19 protein-coding genes are annotated in these 18,930 nt (G+C 71.4%); 6 read left to right on the top strand and 13 right to left on the bottom strand.

Annotated features, from left to right (window positions below; genetic code table 11):
• Positions 1–28 precede the first annotated feature (28 nt).
• Genes E1295_RS40180 through E1295_RS40150 form a run of 7 tightly spaced genes read right to left on the bottom strand, consistent with a single transcriptional unit; the run spans position 29 to position 5,538 of the window.
• Positions 29–601 (bottom strand): hypothetical protein, encoded by a 573-nt coding sequence (locus E1295_RS40180; RefSeq protein WP_132639248.1) that lies wholly within the window; start codon positions 599–601, stop codon positions 29–31.
• Positions 594–1,454 carry an AAA family ATPase gene (locus E1295_RS40175; protein ID WP_132639246.1) on the bottom strand — a complete coding sequence of 287 codons (861 nt, stop codon included), beginning with the start codon at positions 1,452–1,454 and terminating at the stop codon, positions 594–596. The genes E1295_RS40180 and E1295_RS40175 overlap by 8 nt, the downstream gene beginning before the upstream one ends.
• Complete coding sequence (locus E1295_RS40170; RefSeq protein ID WP_132639244.1) at positions 1,451–1,753, bottom strand: EthD family reductase; 303 nt, start codon at positions 1,751–1,753, stop codon at positions 1,451–1,453. Before E1295_RS40170 ends, E1295_RS40175 begins: the two co-directional genes overlap by 4 nt.
• Positions 1,747–2,760, bottom strand: coding sequence for a xanthine dehydrogenase family protein molybdopterin-binding subunit (locus tag E1295_RS52070; protein WP_132639242.1), 1,014 nt, complete (start codon positions 2,758–2,760; stop codon positions 1,747–1,749). Before E1295_RS52070 ends, E1295_RS40170 begins: the two co-directional genes overlap by 7 nt.
• A gap of 2 nt (positions 2,761–2,762) precedes the next feature.
• A complete protein-coding gene (locus E1295_RS52065; protein WP_132639240.1) occupies positions 2,763–4,151 on the bottom strand; it encodes a xanthine dehydrogenase family protein molybdopterin-binding subunit in 1,389 nt (462 codons plus the stop codon).
• Entirely contained in the window at positions 4,148–4,636 is a 489-nt protein-coding gene (locus E1295_RS40155; protein WP_132639238.1) for a (2Fe-2S)-binding protein, read from the bottom strand. Before E1295_RS40155 ends, E1295_RS52065 begins: the two co-directional genes overlap by 4 nt.
• A gap of 41 nt (positions 4,637–4,677) precedes the next feature.
• Positions 4,678–5,538 carry an FAD binding domain-containing protein gene (locus tag E1295_RS40150; RefSeq protein ID WP_132639236.1) on the bottom strand — a complete coding sequence of 287 codons (861 nt, stop codon included), beginning with the start codon at positions 5,536–5,538 and terminating at the stop codon, positions 4,678–4,680.
• A gap of 84 nt (positions 5,539–5,622) precedes the next feature.
• On the opposite strand from E1295_RS40150, the gene E1295_RS40145 reads away from it, so the two are divergent.
• Entirely contained in the window at positions 5,623–6,300 is a 678-nt protein-coding gene (locus E1295_RS40145) for a GntR family transcriptional regulator (RefSeq protein WP_132639234.1), read from the top strand.
• Between the two features lie 6 nt (positions 6,301–6,306).
• Here the strand turns inward: E1295_RS40145 and E1295_RS40140 are convergent, their stop codons facing one another.
• The gene (locus E1295_RS40140; protein ID WP_220449129.1) at positions 6,307–7,071 is read right to left on the bottom strand and encodes a FadR/GntR family transcriptional regulator; all 765 of its coding nucleotides are present in this window, start codon (positions 7,069–7,071) and stop codon (positions 6,307–6,309) included.
• 136 nt (positions 7,072–7,207) lie between these two features.
• Between E1295_RS40140 and E1295_RS40135 the strand changes: the two genes are divergently transcribed.
• The 5 genes from E1295_RS40135 to manD all read left to right on the top strand — a co-directional run bounded on the left by E1295_RS40135 (position 7,208) and on the right by manD (position 12,762).
• Positions 7,208–8,500: an ABC transporter substrate-binding protein gene (locus tag E1295_RS40135; protein ID WP_220449128.1), complete on the top strand. Its 1,293-nt coding sequence runs from the start codon at positions 7,208–7,210 to the stop codon at positions 8,498–8,500.
• Positions 8,501–8,575: 75 nt separating this feature from the next.
• On the top strand, positions 8,576–9,517 hold the full coding sequence (locus E1295_RS40130; protein WP_220449127.1) for a carbohydrate ABC transporter permease: 942 nt from the start codon (positions 8,576–8,578) through the stop codon (positions 9,515–9,517).
• Positions 9,514–10,329 carry a carbohydrate ABC transporter permease gene (locus tag E1295_RS40125; RefSeq protein WP_132639228.1) on the top strand — a complete coding sequence of 272 codons (816 nt, stop codon included), beginning with the start codon at positions 9,514–9,516 and terminating at the stop codon, positions 10,327–10,329. The genes E1295_RS40130 and E1295_RS40125 overlap by 4 nt, the downstream gene beginning before the upstream one ends.
• A 5-nt stretch (positions 10,330–10,334) precedes the next feature.
• Positions 10,335–11,483: a galactonate dehydratase gene (gene dgoD, locus E1295_RS40120; RefSeq protein WP_132639226.1), complete on the top strand. Its 1,149-nt coding sequence runs from the start codon at positions 10,335–10,337 to the stop codon at positions 11,481–11,483.
• A gap of 49 nt (positions 11,484–11,532) precedes the next feature.
• Positions 11,533–12,762 carry a D-mannonate dehydratase ManD gene (gene manD / locus E1295_RS40115; RefSeq protein WP_132639224.1) on the top strand — a complete coding sequence of 410 codons (1,230 nt, stop codon included), beginning with the start codon at positions 11,533–11,535 and terminating at the stop codon, positions 12,760–12,762.
• Positions 12,763–12,818: 56 nt separating this feature from the next.
• Here manD and E1295_RS40110 read toward each other — a convergent pair whose 3' ends face one another.
• The 5 genes from E1295_RS40110 to E1295_RS40090 all read right to left on the bottom strand — a co-directional run bounded on the left by E1295_RS40110 (position 12,819) and on the right by E1295_RS40090 (position 18,752).
• Positions 12,819–13,973 carry an alpha/beta hydrolase family protein gene (locus tag E1295_RS40110; protein WP_132639222.1) on the bottom strand — a complete coding sequence of 385 codons (1,155 nt, stop codon included), beginning with the start codon at positions 13,971–13,973 and terminating at the stop codon, positions 12,819–12,821.
• A gap of 111 nt (positions 13,974–14,084) precedes the next feature.
• Positions 14,085–14,735, bottom strand: a complete 651-nt coding sequence (locus E1295_RS40105) for a response regulator (protein ID WP_132639220.1) — start codon at positions 14,733–14,735, stop codon at positions 14,085–14,087.
• A complete protein-coding gene (locus E1295_RS40100) occupies positions 14,732–15,991 on the bottom strand; it encodes a sensor histidine kinase (protein ID WP_132639217.1) in 1,260 nt (419 codons plus the stop codon). Before E1295_RS40100 ends, E1295_RS40105 begins: the two co-directional genes overlap by 4 nt.
• A gap of 57 nt (positions 15,992–16,048) precedes the next feature.
• On the bottom strand, positions 16,049–17,713 hold the full coding sequence (locus tag E1295_RS40095) for an FAD-binding oxidoreductase (RefSeq protein WP_132639215.1): 1,665 nt from the start codon (positions 17,711–17,713) through the stop codon (positions 16,049–16,051).
• A gap of 247 nt (positions 17,714–17,960) precedes the next feature.
• Positions 17,961–18,752: an RNA-guided endonuclease InsQ/TnpB family protein gene (locus tag E1295_RS40090; RefSeq protein WP_246080932.1), complete on the bottom strand. Its 792-nt coding sequence runs from the start codon at positions 18,750–18,752 to the stop codon at positions 17,961–17,963.
• Positions 18,753–18,930: the final 178 nt, after the last annotated feature.

Here is an 18,930-nt window from a genome sequence, read left to right as displayed (position 1 = left end):
CGGCGGCGCGTGACCCCGGTTTCGGAGGTCACGGGCGGGCGAGGCGGCGCAGGTCGATGATCTCCCCGTCGTGGCGGTGGGCGCGCCGCCACGCGTGCCGCACGTCGAGCCGGTCGCCCGACCTCGACGGGCGGCGGCGCCTCGACGCGGTGGCGGGCAGCGCGGCGGGCCAGGCGGCTTCGAGCGCGCGCATGAGCGTGCGCTCGCGGGTGCGGCCGAGGTCCCGCGTGCCGTACGTGCGCAGGGCGCTGGCCTCGGTCCCGTCGCCCGGCCGTGCCTCGTGCTCCGGCGGCTCGTCCTCGCCGGGCCCGCCCGGGGACGGAGTGCCGTCGTCCCGGAGGATCGGCGGATCGGTACGGGCGCCGTACCGGAACCAGGCGTCGAAGACGCGGTCGAAGGCGGGCAGATCGGCCACGTCCTGGAGCAGGATGATCCGGGCGGACCAGTACAGCGGGGCCATCCCGGACGGCGGCGACTCCGCGATCACCCGCAGCAGGTCCGCCCGCTTGGCCGGCGCGGTACGGAGCCCCGCCTGACGCAGCGCGACCAGGAACCCCCACAGGTGATCGGCGGCGAGCCCCGCGGAGACGGTCTCAGGCATCGCTGAACACGTCCTCCGCGTGGCCGAGGAGCATCCGGGTGTCCTCCTCGTCCTTGATCAGCAGGCCGAGGGCCCTGCGCAGCGCCAGGGGCCACGGGTCGCCGCCCTCCGCCAGGGCCACGGCGCCGCGGGCCCATTCCACCGACTCGGCGATGCCGGGCCGCTTGAGGAGCGGGAGCCGCCGTACGCGCTGCACCGCCCGTACGAGCCCGTCGGCCGCCCGCTCCTCCAGGCCGGGCACGGACGCGCGGAGGATCGCCCGCTCGCGTCCCGGTTCCGGGAAGGCGATCCAGTGGTAGAGGCAGCGGCGTTTGAGCGCGTCGTGCAGCTCACGCGTACGGTTGGAGGTCAGCACCACGATCGGCGGCGTGCCCGCCCGCACGGTGCCCAGCTCCGGGATCGTGATCTGGTAGTCGCCGAGGAACTCCAGCAGGAACGCCTCGAACTCGTTGTCGGCCCGGTCGATCTCGTCGATGAGGAGCACTGCGCCCCGCTCGGCCCGCACGGCGCGCAGCAGCGGCCGGCGCAGCAGGAACTCCTCACGATAGAGGTCGCCGGGATCCTCGCCGCGGCTCTCGGCCACCCGGACGTGGAGGAGCTGCTTGGGGTGGTCCCACTCGTACAACGCCTGGCCGGAGTCCAGCCCTTCGAAGCACTGCAGGCGGATCAGCTCCAGGCCGGTGATCCGCGACAACACCGAGGCCACCTCGGTCTTCCCGACGCCGGGCTCGCCCTCCAGCAGGAGCGGCCGTCCCAGGCGCAGCGCCAGGTGGACGGCCGTGCACAGCCCTTCGTCGGCGAAATAGCCCTTCCCCTCCAGCGCCGTGGCCAGCTCGCCGGGGCCGGGAGTCACAGCTGCACGTGCTCGGTGGTCAGCAGGTGGACGCGGGACGAGGTGTGCGCGGACGCGTCGGCCGCCGCCGCCTTGCCGTGCTCGGAGCCGAACGCGGCGGCGCGGGCGTCCTCGTCGTCGAAGTACAGCTCGTGCACCGAGTCGTACGGCCCGTCGTCGCCGCCCACGACGTTGACCGTGTACCTGCGCAGGCCGGGCAGCTTCCTGGCGAAGGCGACGTGCTCCTCCACCGCCCACTTCGCGTACGCGTCGTGGGACAGGCCCTCGGCCCGCTTGAGCAGCGAAATGACCTTCAACATGGTTCCTCCATCCTCAAGGCGTCCAGCCCTCGCAGGACGCGTTCCGGGGCGAACGGCATCGACGTCAGGCGCACACCGCAGGCGTCGAAGATCGCGTTGGCGATGGCCGGGATCGGGGCGTTCGCCGTCATCTCGCCGATCCCCTTGGCGCCGTACGGCCCGTTCGCGGCCGGGCGTTCCAGGATCACGCTGTGCTGCGACGGGACGTCGGCGGGGCCGGGCATCAGGTAGGCGGAGAAGTCGCGCGGCCCGTGGTCGCGCAGCGGGTAGTACGGCTCGGTGGTCTCGAACAGGGCGTGCGACACGCCCATCCAGGCGCCGCCCTCCACCTGCTGCGTCGCCATGGCGGGGTTGAGCGCCCGGCCGACCTCGTAGGTGTTGAACAGCTCCAGCACCTCGACCACCCCGGTCTCGTCGTCGACCTCGACGACGGCGACCGTGCACGCGTGGGCCTGGCAGGAGTCGGGGTCCATCTCCCCCGTCTCCGGCACCGGGACGCTCGGCTCCTTGAGGTAGACGCCGCGTCCCGAGATCGTCCTGCCCTGCTTGAAGTGCGCGGCCATCGCCAGGTCGGTGACGTGGATGCGTTTGTCCCGCGCGCCCCTGACCATGACGTAGCCGCTGCCGTCGGTCTCCAGGTCGGCGGCGTCGACCTCCAGTTCCTCGGCGGCCACCTCCAGCATCACGCCGCGCGCCTCGGCCGCGGCCATGATGACGGCGTTGCCGACGCGGTGGCTGCCGCGGGAGGCGAAAGTGCCCATGCAGTGCGGGCCGGTGTCGGTGTCGGCGGTGTCGACGAGCACGTTGCCCATCGGCAGGCCGAGCGTCTCGGCGGCGCACTGGGCGGCGATCGTCTTGATGCCCTGGCCCAGGTCCACCGAGGACAGCGAGACCACGAACGTGCCCGTGGTCGTGGCGTGGATCAGCGCCTGCGAGGGGTCGCCGCCCAGGTTCATGCCGGTCGGGTAGTTGACCGACGCGAACCCGCGGCCGCGCAGCTTCGCCATCGCTACAGCCCCTCTCGGGTCGTGGAGGACATCCTGCGGCAGTCCTCGGGCAGCTCGTGCCCGGCCAGCTCCGCCGCCTTCTGGATCACCTCGACCAGGGCCGTGCCCTCGGCGATCTTGCGGTGGGCCTTGAGGTCGCCGTCGCGGTAGGCGTTGATCAGCCTGAGCCGCAGCGGGTCCATGCCGAGCGCGCGGGCGATACGGTCCATCTGCGATTCCAGCGCGAAGTCGGCGATGGTCACGCCGAACCCGCGCATGGCGCTGGACGGCGTGCGGTTGGTGAACACGCAGTGGCAGTCGGCCCACACGTTCGGGATCGAGTAGGGGCCGGGCAGGTGCGCGGCGGCCTTGGTGGTGCCGTACGGGCTGTGGCGGGCGTAGGCGCCGGCGTCGACGTACAGGGTGACCTTGCGGCCGATGATCCGTCCGTCGTCCATCACGGCGTCCTTGATGACGATGCGCTCGGCCGCGCGCGGCGAGGAGACCTGCATCTCCTCGGCCCGGTCGTAGACGTACTTGACGGGGCGGTCGACCGCCATCGCGGCGACGCACGCGATCGGCTCGACCACCACGTCCACCTTGCCGCCGAAACCGCCGCCGACCGTCCCGCCCACGATGCGCAACTTGTTGAACGGCGTGCCGAGGATCAGCGCGGTGTTGTCCAGGGTGAAGAAGCACGCCTGGGTGTCGGAGTGGATGCGCAGCCGCCCGTCGGCCTGCGGGACGACGACGCAGCCGGTCGTCTCGACGGGGGCCTGCTCGATCGGCGACGACTGGTAGCGCCACTCGAAGACGTGGTCGGCGCGGGCGAAGGCGTCCTCCACGTCGCCGAACCGGATCCGCCTGCAGTGGTGGCCCTCGTAGACGAAGTGGTTCTGACCCTGGTACTCGTTGACCAGCGGCGCCCCCTCCTTCAGTGCCTCCTCGACGTCGAACACCGCCGGCAGGTCCTCGTACGCGACCTCGACCGCCGCCGCTCCCTCCAGCGCGGCCGCCTCGGTCTCGGCGACCACGGCGCAGATGGGCTCGCCGAGGTAGCGCACCTTGTCCACGGCGAGGACGGGCTCGTCGTCCGGCTCGACACCGATCAGCTTGAGCACGGTGTAGACGTTGTTCGGGACGTCGGCGTGGGTGAGGACGCGCAGCACGCCGGGCACGGCCAGGGCCGCGCTCACGTCCACGCCGGCGATCCGCGCGTGGTGCCGGGCCGAGCGGTGCATCTTGAGGTGCGCGAGCCGCGGCGGGGCCACGTCCTCGAAGAACTCGGTACGTCCCGTGACGTGCCCGCGCGCGTCGGAGCGCTGCACCACCGAGCCGACCACGGTCAGGCCGTCGCCGTCCCGCTCGGCCGCGAAGGCGCCGGTGTCGATGGGGGCGAGCCGGTACGTCATCGCGGCACCGCCTTGTCCCTGCGCCGCCTGGCCGCCTCCATGATGGCGATCACGATGGGCCGGTAGCCGGTGCACCGGCAGACGTTGCCCGAGATGGCCTCGATCACGTCGTCCTCGCTCGGATCGGGGTTCCGTTCGAGCAGCGCCTCGGCCACCATGATCATGCCGGAGGTGCAGAAGCCGCACTGGGTGGCGAAGCAGTCGACGAAGGCGCTCTGCACCTCGTCCAGCTCGCCTCCGGCGGTGACGCCCTCCAGCGTGTGGACGGAGTCGCCCTCGACGGTCTCGACCGGGACCAGGCAGGAGGCCTCCGGCCGGCCCTCGACGAGGACCGTGCAGGTGCCGCAGGCGCCCTGCGCGCAGCCGCGCTTGGCCGCGGTGAGCCCGAGCGACTCGCGCAGGCAGGCGAGCAGCGTGGCTCCCGGCGCGGCGATGAACTCCCGCCGTTCACCGTTGACGACGAGTGAGACGATCTGTGACGGCACGATCCCACCTCTTCCGGTGCGGGCGTTTCAGGGGAAACGCCTCAGGCGAGCGCTTCAGGCGAGCACTTCGGGGGCGCTTCGGGAAGCGCTTCGGGGAGCGCTTCGGGGAGCGCTTCGGGGAGCAGGGCGCGGCGCAGGTGGACGGGCAGGACCCGGGCCCGGTACCACGCGCTGGCGTAGGCGTCGTCGAAGGGGTCGATGTCGGCGCGGGCGGCCTCGCCCGCCTCGGTGACGTTCTCCGGGGTGAGCGGCCGGCCGTCCAGCAGGCGTTCCGCGGAGAAGGCGCGCACGGGACGCGGGGCGACGCCGCCCAGCACGATCCTGCGGCCGCCGGGCGCGGCGACGGAGGCGACGGTGACGATGGACGCCGAGTTCAGGCGGCGGCGCATGGCCTTGTGGTAGTGCCAGGCGCCCGGTTGCGGGAGCGTGATCCGTACCGCGGCGACGACCTCGCCCGCGGTGATGCCGGTGGCCAGGACGTCGGCGACGGGCGCGTCTCTCCTGCCGTCCGGGCCGGCGATCTCACAGGTGGCGTCGAGGGCGAGGAGGCAGACGGCCAGGTCGCCGTACGGCTGCGCGACGAACAGGTTGCCGCCCACGGTGGCCTGGTTCCTGATGGTCGGTGAGGCGATCGTGCGCAGCGCCGGCCGCAGGAAGGCGAGGCGGGGATGTTCGCCGACGGCGGCGAGCGTGGCCGCCGCCCCGATCGTGGCCACCCCGCCCGCGACCTCGATGCCGCCCAGGCCCGCGCGGCGGAGGCTGACCAGCTCGGTCACGGCCGCGGACCCGCTGTTGACGAGGGGCATCAGGGCCGTGCCCCCGCCCATGACCTGGCCGCCGCGCGCCGAGCAGGCGACCACGTCGTCGAGGGACTCCGGTACGTGCACCGCCTGGATCGCCATGTGCGGCCTCCTCACTAATTATCGATAATTGATTATCGACGGGAAGGCGTCAAGCCTTCATCGATAATCGGTAGGATCGTCCCCGTGACCGAAGAGCCCTCCAAGCTGCCGCGTCTCACGCTGGCCAGGCAGATCCGCGACTCGCTGGTCGGCAGGATCGTCTCAGGCCAGGTCAGGCCCGGTGAGCGGCTGGTCGAGACGCGGCTCGCGGCCACGTACGGCACAAGCCAGGCGCCCGTACGCGAGGCCCTGCGCGAGCTGGAGGCCATGCGGCTGGTGGAGACCCAGCCGCGCCGGGGCACCTTCGTCCGGCCCTTCATCCAGGAGACGTTGCGCGAGAGCTACGTCGTGCGGGCGGCGCTGGAGGAGACCGCCACCCGGCTGGCCCTGCTGGCCGGCACCGTGCCGGTCGAGGCGATGCGGGCCGAGGTTGAGGCGATGCGGGCGGCCGCGGAGGCCGGCGACAGCGAGGCGTCGGCGCGGGCGAGCGTCTCCTTCCACCGCCACGTCGTCGAGGCCGCGCACAACGAGCTGCTCAAGCTCACCTGGGAGGGCCTGCAGATCGAGGCGCGCACCTCGGTCACGATGGTCGCCACCGAGGTCGACCTGCACGACATCGTGCGCGACCACGCCGAACTGCTGGCCGCGATCGAGGGCGGCGACCTGGAGACGGCCTGCCGGCAGGCCCGCGACCACCAGTGGCACTACGCCGACCTGCCGCACGACGCCCACGGGCGCATGCGCGACTCGGCGACGGGCTGAGCAGGGTCAGGGGCCGTCCGGTTCGAAGGTGCGCTCCCACAACGACCGCATCTCGGCGAACCCCTGCTCCATGATCCCGACCATGGCGCGCCTGGCCCGCTCGCCGTCGCGCCGCTGGATCGCGTGGGCCACGTCGGTGTGCAGCTGCAACGCCTGCTCGTCGGGATAGTGGGGCATCAGGTGGTAGTGGTGACGGCCGGCGAGCACCTCGGCGACGATCAGTTGCAGCTCCTCGAACATCTCGTTGCCGGAGCCGACCAGCACCCTCCGGTGGAAGTCGATGTCCAGATCGAGGAAGCGCGCCTCGTCGCCGGCCTTGCCGGCGGCCCAGAGCTTGCCCGCGACGCCGACTAACTCGCTGGCCTCGTCGTCGCTGATGCGCTCGGCGGCCAGCCAGGCGGCGTGCGGCTCGATCGCGGTGCGCAGCTCGGTGATCGAGCGCATCTGCGCCATCCGGGCGTCGGAGGCGAGCCGCCAGCGGATCACCCGGGGGTCGAAGACCTTCCACGCCTCGGCGGGCTGGATCATGATGCCGACCCGGCGCCGGCTCTCGATGAGCCCCATGGACGCGAGCACCCTCAGCACCTCGCGGACCACCGAACGGGAGACCTGGCAGCGGTCGACCAGGTCGTCGATGCTGAGGACGGAGCCCGCGGCCATCTCACCGGTGCAGATGGCGGTGCCGAGGTGGTCGAGGACACGTGCGTGCAGCCCGGCCTCTGGAGGGGCTGGCTGGGTGGGTGCGCCCCCCGGGGCTGAAGACTGATCCACGGAATAAAGCATATCAGTTGGAAGTCAGCTCTTGTATAAATCAGCTTATTTGTCCTAGCATCCCGGCATTAAGCGGATGCTATGAAAGCGTGGCCCGGTTCCGGGGGCGGCGGCCATGACAGAAAGGCGAGATGACGTGCGACGACGTCGATCGATATTCGGTACATCTCTGGCCGTGGTCGTGGCCATGGGCCTGTCCGCCTGCGGCGGTGGCGGCGACGACAGCGCCGGCGGGTCCAAGACGATCCGGGTCACCCTGGCCAACCACGTCTGGACCGAGAACATCAAGAAGGCGCTGCCCGAGTTCGAGAAGCAGACCGGGCTCAAGGTCGAGGTCACCCAGCTCGGCGAGGACCAGCTCTCCGACCAGTACAACGTCAAGCTGAACGCCGGCTCGGCCGACATCGACGTGATGATGTACCGCCCCCTGCAGGAGGGCAAGCTCTTCGCCAAGAACAAGTACCTCGCCGACCTGTCCGCCCAGGTGAAGTCCGAGACCTGGGACTTCAGCGATTTCCAGGCCGGCCCGGTCCAGACCACGACGTACGAGGGCAAGCCGGTGGGGATCCCGATCATCACCGAGCAGGAGGTCCTCTACTACCGCAAGGACCTGCTCGACAAGGCCGGCCTGAGCGCCCCGCCGAAGACCCTCGACGAGCTGAAGGCCGCCGCCGCCAAGATCAAGGAGGCCGAGCCCGGCGTCGCCGGATTCGTCTCCCGCACCGGGAAGTCGACGGCGGTCACCCAGTTCTCCAGCTTCCTCTACAGCTTCGGCGGCGACTTCGTCGACGGCGGCGGCAAGGCCGCGGTCAACAGCGAGGCGGCCAAGCAGGCGTTCGCCTACTACGGCGGGCTGATCAAGGACTCCGGCCCCGCGAACGTCAGCACCGACATGGGCTGGCCCGAGGCGATGGCCATCTTCACCCAGGGCAAGGCCGCCTTCTACACCGAGGCGAACTCGCTCTACAAGAACGCCACCGACCCGGCCAAGTCCAAGATCTCGGACAAGGTGGGCTTCGCCCCGTTCCCGGCCGGCCCGGCCGGTTCCAAGCCGTACAACATCCCGTCGTGGGCGCTGGGCATCAACGACAGCTCCGAGAACACGGACAACGCCTGGAAGTTCATCGAGTGGGCCACCAGCAAGGAGCAGACGCTGGCCCAGCAGAAGTCCGGCGTGCCGGGCGCCCGTACCTCGGTCTGGGAGGACCCGGAAGGCACCTCCACCTTCCCCGAGGACCTGGCGGAGGCCATCGCGGCCAGCACCAAGGACGGCGTGGGCCATGACCGGCCGCTGGTCGTCCAGGTCGCCGAGGCCCGCGAGATCGTCGGCCAGCCGATCGTGGACGCGATCACCGGCCAGGACGCCGCCGCCTCCGCCGACAAGGCCAATGCCGCGTTCCAGAAGTTCCTGGACGACGAGGCCAAGTAAGCGGCACAGCGGCACACGCGGGTGACGGGAGCCGGAGCCCCCGTCGCCCGCGTACCCCGTCCCCCTGGAGACCCCATGGCAACCATCACGACCAAGGCGGCGCGCGGCACGCCCACCGCCCCCAGCACGCCCGGCTGGGTGCGCTGGGTGGACCACCACCGTAAGTGGATCTTCGCCGCGCCCGCGATGACCTTCGTCGCCGCGCTGCTCGTGTTCCCCCTGGCCTGGACCGGCTATCTCAGCCTGACCGACGCCGAGGGGTCCGTCCGCGCGGAGAGCGAGTTCATCGGCCTGCAGAACTACCTCGACGTGCTCTCCGACACCGAACGGTTCTGGCCGGCCGTCGGGAGGACCGCCGCGTTCACCGGCGTCGCGCTGCTGTTCGAGGTGGTGCTCGGCATGGCGATCGCCCTGCTGCTCTGGCGGCCGTTCAAGGGCCAGAAGTGGGTGCGCGTCGCCGTCCTGCTGCCGCTCGTCGCCACCCCGGTCGCGGTCGGCATGATGTGGCGGCTCATCTTCGACCCGAACATCGGACTGGCCAACCAGCTGCTCGGCTGGTTCGGCATCGGGCCGCAGCCGTGGCTCGCCGGCCAGTACACGGCCCTGCCCACCACGATCTTCATCGACGTGTGGCAGTGGACGCCGATGGTGGCGCTGATCCTGCTGGCCGGGCTGACCTCGCTGTCGGACGAGCCGCAGGAGGCGGCGCGCATCGACGGCGCGAGCACCTGGCAGCGTTTCCGGCACGTCACGCTGCCGCTGCTGGCGCCCACGCTGACCGTGGCGATCCTGCTGCGCGGCATCGACGCGCTGAAGACGTTCGACATCCTCTACGCCACCAAGGGGCGGGGCGGCGGTTCGTTCCACGAGGTGGAGACCCTCAACGTGTACGCCTACGGCCTCAGCTTCGACTACAACGAGTACGGCGTCTCCTCCACCGTCCTCATCCTGTTCTTCCTGATCATCATCGGGGCCATGTGGGCCCTGACCGCCCGCCGCAAGGAGGCCGAGCGATGAGGCCACGGCCCGCGTACCGGGCGTTCCGGGTGGTGGCGCTGACCGTCGTGGTGCTCGGGCTGATCGCGCCCCTGGTCTGGATGATCGCCGCGTCGTTCAAGACCAACGTCGACATCTACGACCCCGGCAAGGCGCTGGTCTTCTCCCCCACCGTCGGCAACTACGCCAAGGTGCTCCAGCAGGCGAACTACGTCGAGTTCATCGTCAACAGCCTTTGGGTGGCCTTCGCCGCCACCGTGGCGTCGCTGATCCTCGGCCTGCCGGCGGCGTACTCGATGAGCCGGTTCGCCATGAGGAAGTCCGCGCTGGTGGTGCTGATGGCCCGGGTCATCCCCGGCGTCTCGCTCCTGGTGCCCTGGTTCTACGTCTTCTCGAACCTGAAGATGGTCGGCGGCTTCGGGGTGCTGATCATCAGCCACATGTTCGTCTCACTGCCGCTCGTGGTCTACATCATGATGGGCTATTTCGACAGCCTGCCCACGGAGCTGGAGGAGGCGGCGCTGGTCGACGGGCTGACCCACATCGGCGCGTTCCGGCGCATCACGCTGCCGCTGTCCATGCCGGGGATCGCCACCTCCGGGATCCTCTCCTTCATCTTCTCCTGGAACAACTTCATGTTCGCGCTCGTGCTCTCCGACGCCGACACCAAGACCCTTCCCGTGGCGATCTTCGACTTCGTCGGCTACGCCAGCATCGACTGGGGCGGCCTGATGGCGGCCACCACCGTGGTGACGCTGCCGATCATGGTGATCGCGCTGTTCGTGCAGAAGTACGTGGTCTCCGGCCTCACCGCCGGCGCGACGAAGGGCTGACCGGAATGACGACCATCGCACGCATCGAGACCTTCCTGGTCGCCCCCCGTTGGTTGTTCGTCCGGGTGGAGACCGGCTCCGGCATCGTCGGCTGGGGCGAGGCCACCTGCGAAGGGCGGTCCGAGACCGTGCGCGCCGCCGTGGAGCAGCTCGCGGAGCTGCTGGTCGGCCGGGACGCGCTGCGCGTCGAGGACCACTGGCAGGTGATGACCAAGGGCTCGTTCTACCGGGGCGGCCCGATCCTGGCCAGCGCCGTGGCGGGCCTCGACCAGGCACTGTGGGACATCGCGGGCAAACACTTCGGCGCACCCGTGCACCAGCTGCTCGGTGGCCCCGTCAGGGACCGCATCCGGGTGTACGGCTGGGTCGGCGGCGACGAGCCCAGCGAGGTGCGCGACCACATCGCCGCCCAGGTCGAGGCCGGGCTCACCGCCGTGAAGATGAACGCGTCCGGCAGGATGAGCCCGGTCGCGTCGGTCGCGGAGCTGGACGGCGTGGTCGCCCGGGTCGCCGCCGCCCGCGAGGTGCTCGGCGACCACCGCGACGTCGCCGTCGACCTGCACGGGCGCTTCACCCTGGCCAACGCCCGGCGGCTGGCGCCGCTGCTGGAGCAGTATCGGCCGCTGTTCATGGAGGAGCCGGTCGTCCCGGAGAACTCCCACCTCATCGGCGAGTTCGTACGCTCGACCACCATCCCGGTGTCGACCGGGGAACGGCTCTACAGCCGGCAGGAGTTCCTGCCCGTCCTCCAGGCCGGGATCGCGGTCGCCCAGCCGGACCTCTCCCACGCCGGCGGCATCACCGAGGTACGCAAGATCGCCGCGCTGGCCGAGGTGTACGACGTGCAGCTCGCCCCCCACTGCCCGCTCGGCCCGATCGCCCTCGCGGCCTGCCTGCAGGTCGGCTTCGCCACGCCGAACTACCTGATCCAGGAGCAGAGCCTCGGCATCCACTACAACCGGGGCGCCGACGTGCTCGACTACTGCGCCGACCGGACCCCGCTGGCGTTCGTGGACGGGCACGTCGAGCGGCTCACCGCGCCCGGCCTGGGCATCGAGATCGACGATGCGCAGGTCCGCGCCGCCGCCAAGAAGGGGCACTCCTGGCGCAGCCCCGTCTGGCGGCACCGGGACGGTTCCTTCGCGGAATGGTGACCCGCCTTCCCCGGGCCGTCCCTCGTACCATCCGTGAGAAAGGCACTCAGTGAAGATCACCGCTGCGGACGTCATCGTGACGAGCCCCGACCGCAACTTCGTCACCCTCAGGATCACGACGGACGAGGGCATCAGCGGGCTGGGCGACGGCACCCTCAACGGCCGTGAGCTGTCGGTCGCGTCCTACCTGGCCGACCACGTCGTCCCCTTGCTGATCGGGCGCGATCCGCACCGCATCGAGGACACCTGGCAGTTCCTCTACCGCTCGGCGTACTGGCGGCGCGGGCCCGTCACCATGGCCGCCATCGCGGCCGTGGACGTGGCGCTGTGGGACATCAAGGCCAAGGCCGCGGGGATGCCGCTCTACCAGTTGCTCGGCGGCGCCTCCAGGAACGGGATCATGGCGTACGGGCACGCCTCGGGCCGTGACCTGCCCGAGCTGTTCGACTCGATCCGCCGGCACCTGGAGCTGGGCTACCGCTCGATCCGGGTGCAGACCTCCGTGCCGGGCATCGACGCCGTGTACGGCGTGGCCGCGCAGCCGAGCGTCGACGGCAAACGCTACGACTACGAGCCGGCCCAGCGCACCGCGCTGCCCGCGGAGGAGGACTGGGACACCCGCGCCTACCTGCGCCACCTGCCCGGCGTGTTCGAGGCGGTGCGCAACGAGTTCGGGCCCGAGCTGCCGCTGCTGCACGACGGGCACCACCGGATGACCCCCATCCAGGCCGCCAAGCTCGGCAAGGCGCTCGAACCGTACGACCTGTTCTGGCTGGAGGACTGCACGCCGGCGGAGAACCAGGAGGCACTGCGGCTGGTCCGGCAGCACACCACCACCCCGCTGGCCATCGGCGAGGTCTTCAACACCGTGTGGGACTACCAGACGCTGATCCGCGAGCAGCTCATCGACTACGTGCGCTCCGCCGTCACCCACACCGGCGGGATCACGGCCATGCGCAAACTGCTCGACCACGCCGCCCAGTATCAGATCAAGTCCGGCATCCACGGGCCGACCGACATCTCGCCGGTCGGCATGGCCGCCGCCCTGCACCTGGACCTCGCGATCCACAACTTCGGCATCCAGGAGTACATGCAGCACGGCGCCGCGACCAACGAGGTGTTCCGCCAGTCGTTCACCTTCGCCGACGGCTACCTGCACCCCGGCGAGTCGCCGGGGCTCGGCGTGGAGCTCGACGAGGAGGCGGCGGCGCGTTTTCCGTACCAGGCGGCGTACCTGCCGTTCAATCGGCTCAAGGACGGCACGGTCCACGACTGGTGAGCCTCCGGCCCGCCCGGCTCTCCGTGACGCCGGGCGGGCCCCGCACCGCGCGAGGGCTACCAGAACTTCACTTCGGGATACTTCCGCGACGGCTTGTCCAGGAGGGGGCGGCGCTCGCCCTTGAGGTGCGTGTCGAGGAAGGCGGTGACGTACGCGCGCGTGATCGTGAGGGCGCGCCTGCCGTCGATCGGCGTCTTGGGCATCCCGAGCTGCGGCAGCAGCACCGCGTAGTCCATGAAGCTCATGTGTTCGGCGCCGGTCACCGTCAGCCAGCGTTTGGCATCGCCCTTCACGTGCGGCCAGAACAGGTCCCACGAGCCGTCCTTGCCGCCCGCCTCCGGCTGGTGCCGGGGATTGCCGATCATCATGAAGGGCTTGACCAGCGGCTTGGCCGGCGTCTTGGGGTTGTAGGTGCCGTCGAGGTTGACCGCGGCCTTGATCCGCCCGGAGGCGGGCAGCAGGTGCGCCGCGCTCTGGCCGCCGACCGAGTGGCCCACCATGGCGATCCTCCTCTCGTCGATCAGCCGGTTCCAGCGCTTGTCCGCTTTCAGCCGCTTGAGGACGAACTCGGTGTCCGCGGCCCGCACGCGGGCCACCTTCTCCCCCGTCTCAGGGGTCTGACCGGCCTTTCCCGCCTCGAACGTGACGGTCCTGCCGTCAGGGAAGGTGGTGGCCAGCGACTCGTAGGTGTGCTCGATGCCCGCCACCAGGTAGCCGCGGCTGGCGAACTCCTCGGCCAGCGAGGTCATGCTCGCGCGGGGCATCGTCATGCCGGGCGACAGGACCACCAGGGGCCACCCGCCCTTGCGCCGCAGCGCGGGAACGCCGGCGCGGGCGTGCGTCACGGTCCTGGCGAGCGTGCCCGCGGGCACGTCGTCGAGCCGCGGCTCACTCCTGAGGATCAGCTCCGACTCCTTCGGCGTGAGGTACGGAGCGCGCTTGCCCGCCGCCCTGCGCGCCGGGTACCACATCGAGACCATCAGCTCGCGCGCCTCGCGGTCGGCGACCCAGGGGTCGGGACGGCCGGCGTCGATCAGGTGCAGGTCGGTCCTGCCGACCGGGTGGTCACCCGTCGGCGCCGGCAGGGCGGTGACGGGCAGGGCGGTGACGGGCAGGGCGGTGACGGGCAGGGCGGCCTCGGCCGGGATCGCGCCCAGGGTGGACAGTGATGCGGAAAGCGCGAGCACGCTCGCGGCCACGGTCTTCTTCATGCGCTCAACCGTGCCGCGCCGCGACGGCGAACCGTCCCCGCCGAAAGTCATCCGGCTCTTGCGACTTTCGTAGGGGCCGGCCCCGGGAGGCGAGGCGGACCCCGGCTGCCGTCAGGTGGGCTCGGGCGGCCGCGGGACGAGCAGCCCCCGGTTGAACGCCTCCGTGACGGCGGCGGCGCGGTCGTTCACCCCGAGCTTGGCGTAGATGTTCAGCAGGTGGGACTTGACCGTGGCCTCGGTGAGGAAGAGCCGGGCCGCCGCCTCCCTGTTCGTGGCCCCTGACGCCACCAGCTGGAGCACCTCGACCTCGCGCGCGCTGAGCGGCCCGGGGACGGGCGCGCGCACGCGGTTCATCAGCAGTGCGGCCACCGACGGCGCGAGCACCGCCTCGCCCCGGGCCGCCGCGCGGACCGCGCGCAGCAGCTCGTCGCGGGGAACGTCCTTGAGGAGGTAGCCGGTGGCGCCGGCCTCGATCGCGGGAAGCACATGGCTGTCGGTGTCGTACGTCGTCAGCACCAGCACCCGGGCCCCGGACCCGCGCTCCGCGAGCTCCCTGGTCGCGCTCACGCCGTCCATGCCGGGCATCCGCAGGTCCATGAGGATCACGTCGGGGCGCAACGTCAGAGCCAGCCGGACCGCCTCGGCTCCGTCGCCGGCCTCGCCGAGCACCTCGAACTCGGGCTCGCGGGCGAACATGCTGCTCAGCCCGTCCCTGACCACGGGGTGATCGTCCACGACCAGCAGCCCGATCGGCCGGCTCACGCGCACACCTCCGCCGGCTCGGAGGGGACGCGGGCCGAGATGCCCGTGCCGGTGCCCGGCTCCGACTCGATCCGCAGGCTGCCGGACACGCTCTCGATCCGCTGCCGCATCGCGATCAGCCCGAACCCGCCGCGATCGGCCCCCGAGCCGCCGGCGGCGCCGCCGAGCCCGGCCGGGTCGAAGCCGCCGCCGTCGTCGCGGACGTCGAGGGCCGCCTCGTGCTCCAGGTACGACAGCGTCACCCCCACCCTGGTCGCCCGCGCGTGCTTGGCCACGTTGGCCAGGGCCTCCTGCGCGATCCTGAGCAGCGCGACCTCGGACTCCGGCCGGATCGGCCGCGCCGTGCCGGTCGTCGTGACCTGGACGGGGATTTCGTGCAACGCCGACCAGCGCTCGGCGACGCCCGCCAGCGCCTCGCTGAGCCGCGCCGCCCGCAGCGGCTCCGGACGCAGCGCGTGCACCGACCGCCGCGCCTCCCACAGGCTCTCCCTGGCCAGCTCGGTCGCGGCGGCGACGTGCCGGCGCCATCCCGGCGGGTCGTCGCCGGCGTGCTCGGCCGCGCGCAACTGGCTGATGACGCCGGTGAACCCCTGCGCCAGCGTGTCGTGGATCTCGCGCGCCATCCGCTGCCGCTCGTCCTGCACTCCGGCGTTGCGCGCCTGCGCCAGGAGCTGCTCCTGCAGGGCCGCGTTCTCCGCCAGCGAGGCGGCCAGCTTGCGGTTGGCCCCACGCGCCTCGTGGAGCGCGCGGTCGCGTTCCTCGTTCCGCTCGTCGTCGCGCCAGGCGAACCAGGCGAAGGCGCACATGGGGACGACGTTCGCGGCGATGATGGCGCCGTAGGTGGCCCAGCCGACGACCGTGGTCTTGTCGACGCCGTACGCCTGCGCCGTGCCCGCCACCGCGCCCACCGCGGCGATGCCGGCCGTCTGCCACGGCCACGGCAGGACGTGGAAGGCGTAGACGTAGACGGCGGGGGTGAAGAAGCCGAACCACGGCGACCGCACCACGAGGGCCGCCCAGAGCAGGATCACCACGGCGAGGAAGAGCGCCTTCACCGGCACACGCCCGCGCCCGGTGGGACGGGAGGCGTGGATTCCCGGCATCCACGCCGCCAGCAGCGCGGACAGGACGAGGTCGGTGAGGTGGGACTCGCCGGACGCCGACCGGTCGGCCACGGTGACCGCGGTCAGGAACGCCAGCAGCGCGTACGCCCCGACGGCCGTCAGCACGGGCCACCGTGTCATGGGATCGTTCATCCGCAACCCTCCTCCCCGGGAATCGCTCGTAGCGGACAATCTAACGCGGCACTGCGGTCAGCCCGCCCGGGGCGGCTCGACGGCCAGGGCGTGCCTGAAGACGTTGCGCGGGTCCCACGCGGCCTTCACCCGCTGCAGGCGCGGGTAGTTGTCCTTGTAGTAGAGCGTCTGCGCGGACACTCCCGAGGTGTTCCACCGCGGGTCGGCCAGGTCGGCGTCGGCGTAGTTGATGTAGGAGCCGTCGTTGACCTCGCCGGGCACGGGCACGCCGCCGCTGTCGGCGTACACGTCGCGGTAGAAGCGGCGCACCCAGGCGAGGTTGGCCGCGTCGTCCTTCTTCTCGCTCCAGATGGTCTGGTAGACCGCCTTCATCACCACGTCGCGCTGGGCGATCGCCGTGGCCTCCGGCTTGACCGCGCCGACCTGGCCGCCGTAGCCGATGAGCAGCAGGCCGGACTCCGGCCCGCCGGTGGTGTTCGTCAGGTTGCGGTGCACGGCCGCGAGCTGGGCCTCGGTGAAGCGGCGTCGCAGATAGCCGGCCTTGATCTTGTACCGGCGGGTGAGCACGTCGCCGGCCTCGCCGGTGCCCGGCCAGGTCATCGGGTGCAACCACGGCATCGTACGCTGCACGTCGAGCACCGGCGTCAGCCCGACGCCCTCGGTCACCGCGGACACGAACGCGCTCACCATGTCGTCCGCCTTGGGGAGGTCCGCATCGATCTGGGCGACCAGCATGGCGGTTCCACCGGCACGGTGCGAGAGATGGAGGATGCCGTACACCCCGGCGTACGGCGAGCCGGGCGCGCTGTTGCGCTCATGCCAGGTCCCGAAGTTGCGCAGCAGCCCGGTGAGCGCCTGTTCGGTCATGTGCTCCCAGGACCAGAAGATCGCCCGCTGCGACATCCGCTGCGGCGACGGCGGCAGCAGCGCGGACGGGTCGGCGCCGGTCGCGCCGGGTGAGCGCAGCCAGTACCGGGTGACCACGCCGAAGTTGCCGCCGCCACCGCCGGTGTGCGCCCACCACAGGTCATGGTTCGGGTCGCCGGGCTCGCGGGTGGCGACCACGGCGCGGGCGGTGCCGTCGCGGTCGGCCACCACGACCTCCACGCCGTACAGGTGATCCACCACCGAACCGTAGCGCCGTGACAGGGCGCCGTAGCCGCCGCCCGAGAAGTGCCCGCCGGCGCCCACCCCCGGGCAGCTGCCGGCCGGGATCGTCACGCCCCAGCCCTTGAACAACGTCCGGTACACGTGGCCGAGCGTCGCTCCCGGCTGCACGGCGAACGCTCGCCGGCGGGGATCGTAGGTGACCTCGTCCATCGGTGACAGGTCGAGCAGCATGCGTACCGCCGGGTCGCCGGTGAGGTTCTCGAAGCAGTGCCCGCCGCTGCGCGCCGCGATCAGCCTGCCGGAGCGCACCGCGTCCGACACAGCGCGTACCACCTGGTCGGTCGAGCCGCACACGCGGATCTCGTCCGGCCGGCCCGCGAACCGGAAGTTGTTGCCCCGCAACAAGGTGTCGTAACGGGGGTCACCAGGACGGATCAGCACCGGCCCGAACGCCGCCGAGCCCGATTCCGCCGACGCGGCCTGCGCACCCCACGTGCCGGCCGCCCCGGCGACCGCCCCCGTGACCGCTCCGGCACCCGCACCGGCGAGCAGCCCACGACGGCTGACCGCCGTGCGGCCGGGCTTCGCGCTCCCCCTGCTCACTTCCGACATGTGTCCGACTCCTTCCGACCGTCTGCATCGAGGTAGTCAGCCTTCCAACCGGACCGCGACGGGCACATCAGCTCATGTCATGAACCGGCGGCTGAACCCGCCGCCCCACCGGACGGCTGACCCGCCCCACCGGACGGCTGACCGCTCCGCCTGTTGAGCGGGCCGCTCCGGGTGGCGATGATCAGATGCCGGACTGGAGAAGGGGACTGTCGTGACTCCTCCGCTCCCTGAAGGGAGCGGCTTCTCGCTAAGCCGCTTCCGAAGCCTGGCGAAGGGCAAGCCCTGCCCTGAGGATGTTGACCGCCGCGTTCACGTCGGCGTGCGCGGTATGCCCGCACGCCGTACAGGCGAACACGGCCTGGCTGACGCGGTTCTCCTTCGCGCAGTGGCCGCAGGCGGCACACGTGCGGGAGGTGCTGGCGGGGTTGACTGCGATCAGCTCTCGACCGGCGCTTTCAGCCTTGTGCGCGAGGACCTGCAGGAACACCCCCCAACCCGCGTCGAGGATCGACTTGTTCAGGCCGGACTTGGCGGCCACGTTGCGTCCGGGCGCCTCTACGGTTCCGGACGCCGAGCGGGTCATGTTTGCGACCTGCAGCGCCTCGTGCACGATCACGTCGTGGTCGCGGACCAGCGCCAGCGCCGCCTTGTGCGCGCCGTCCAGGCGCTGCCGTCGCACCTTGGCGTGCAGGGTGGCCACCCGCGCGACCGCCTTACGGCGGCGCTTGGACCCGCGTTTCTTGCGGGCCAGGTCCCGCTGAGCGTCCGCGAGACGATCAGCGGTCGCGGCCAGGTGGCGCGGGTTGGCGACGTGCTCGCCGTCGCTCGTGGTGACGAGCGAGGCCACGCCCAGGTCGATGCCGGCCACGGCGCCTGTGGCGGGCAACGTCTCGGCGGGCACGTCGTCACACGACAGCACGACGTACCAGCGAGAGCCCTCGCGCTTCACCGCGATCGTCTTCACCCGGCCTTCGACGGGCCGGTGCTGGTGGACGCGGACATGCCCGACGCCCTGCAACCGGACGTAGGTGGCGGACATGCCCGACGCCCTGCAACCGGACGTAGGTGGCGGTCGGGTGCCCGGGCTGGGAGTCCCACCGGCAGCCGTCGCCGTCTTTGGGCCACTCCACCGTGTCGAACCAGCCGCGTCCCTTGAACCGGGGGAACCCGGGGGTGCGCCCGGCCTTGACACGCTCGAAGAACGAGCGGAACGCCTT

This window comes from Nonomuraea mesophila (assembly GCF_004352805.1).
In the GTDB taxonomy this organism is placed as follows: Bacteria; Actinomycetota; Actinomycetes; order Streptosporangiales; family Streptosporangiaceae; genus Nonomuraea; species Nonomuraea longispora.
Note: the sequence above shows the minus strand (reverse complement) of the source record. Positions and strands in the feature narration are given on the sequence as shown.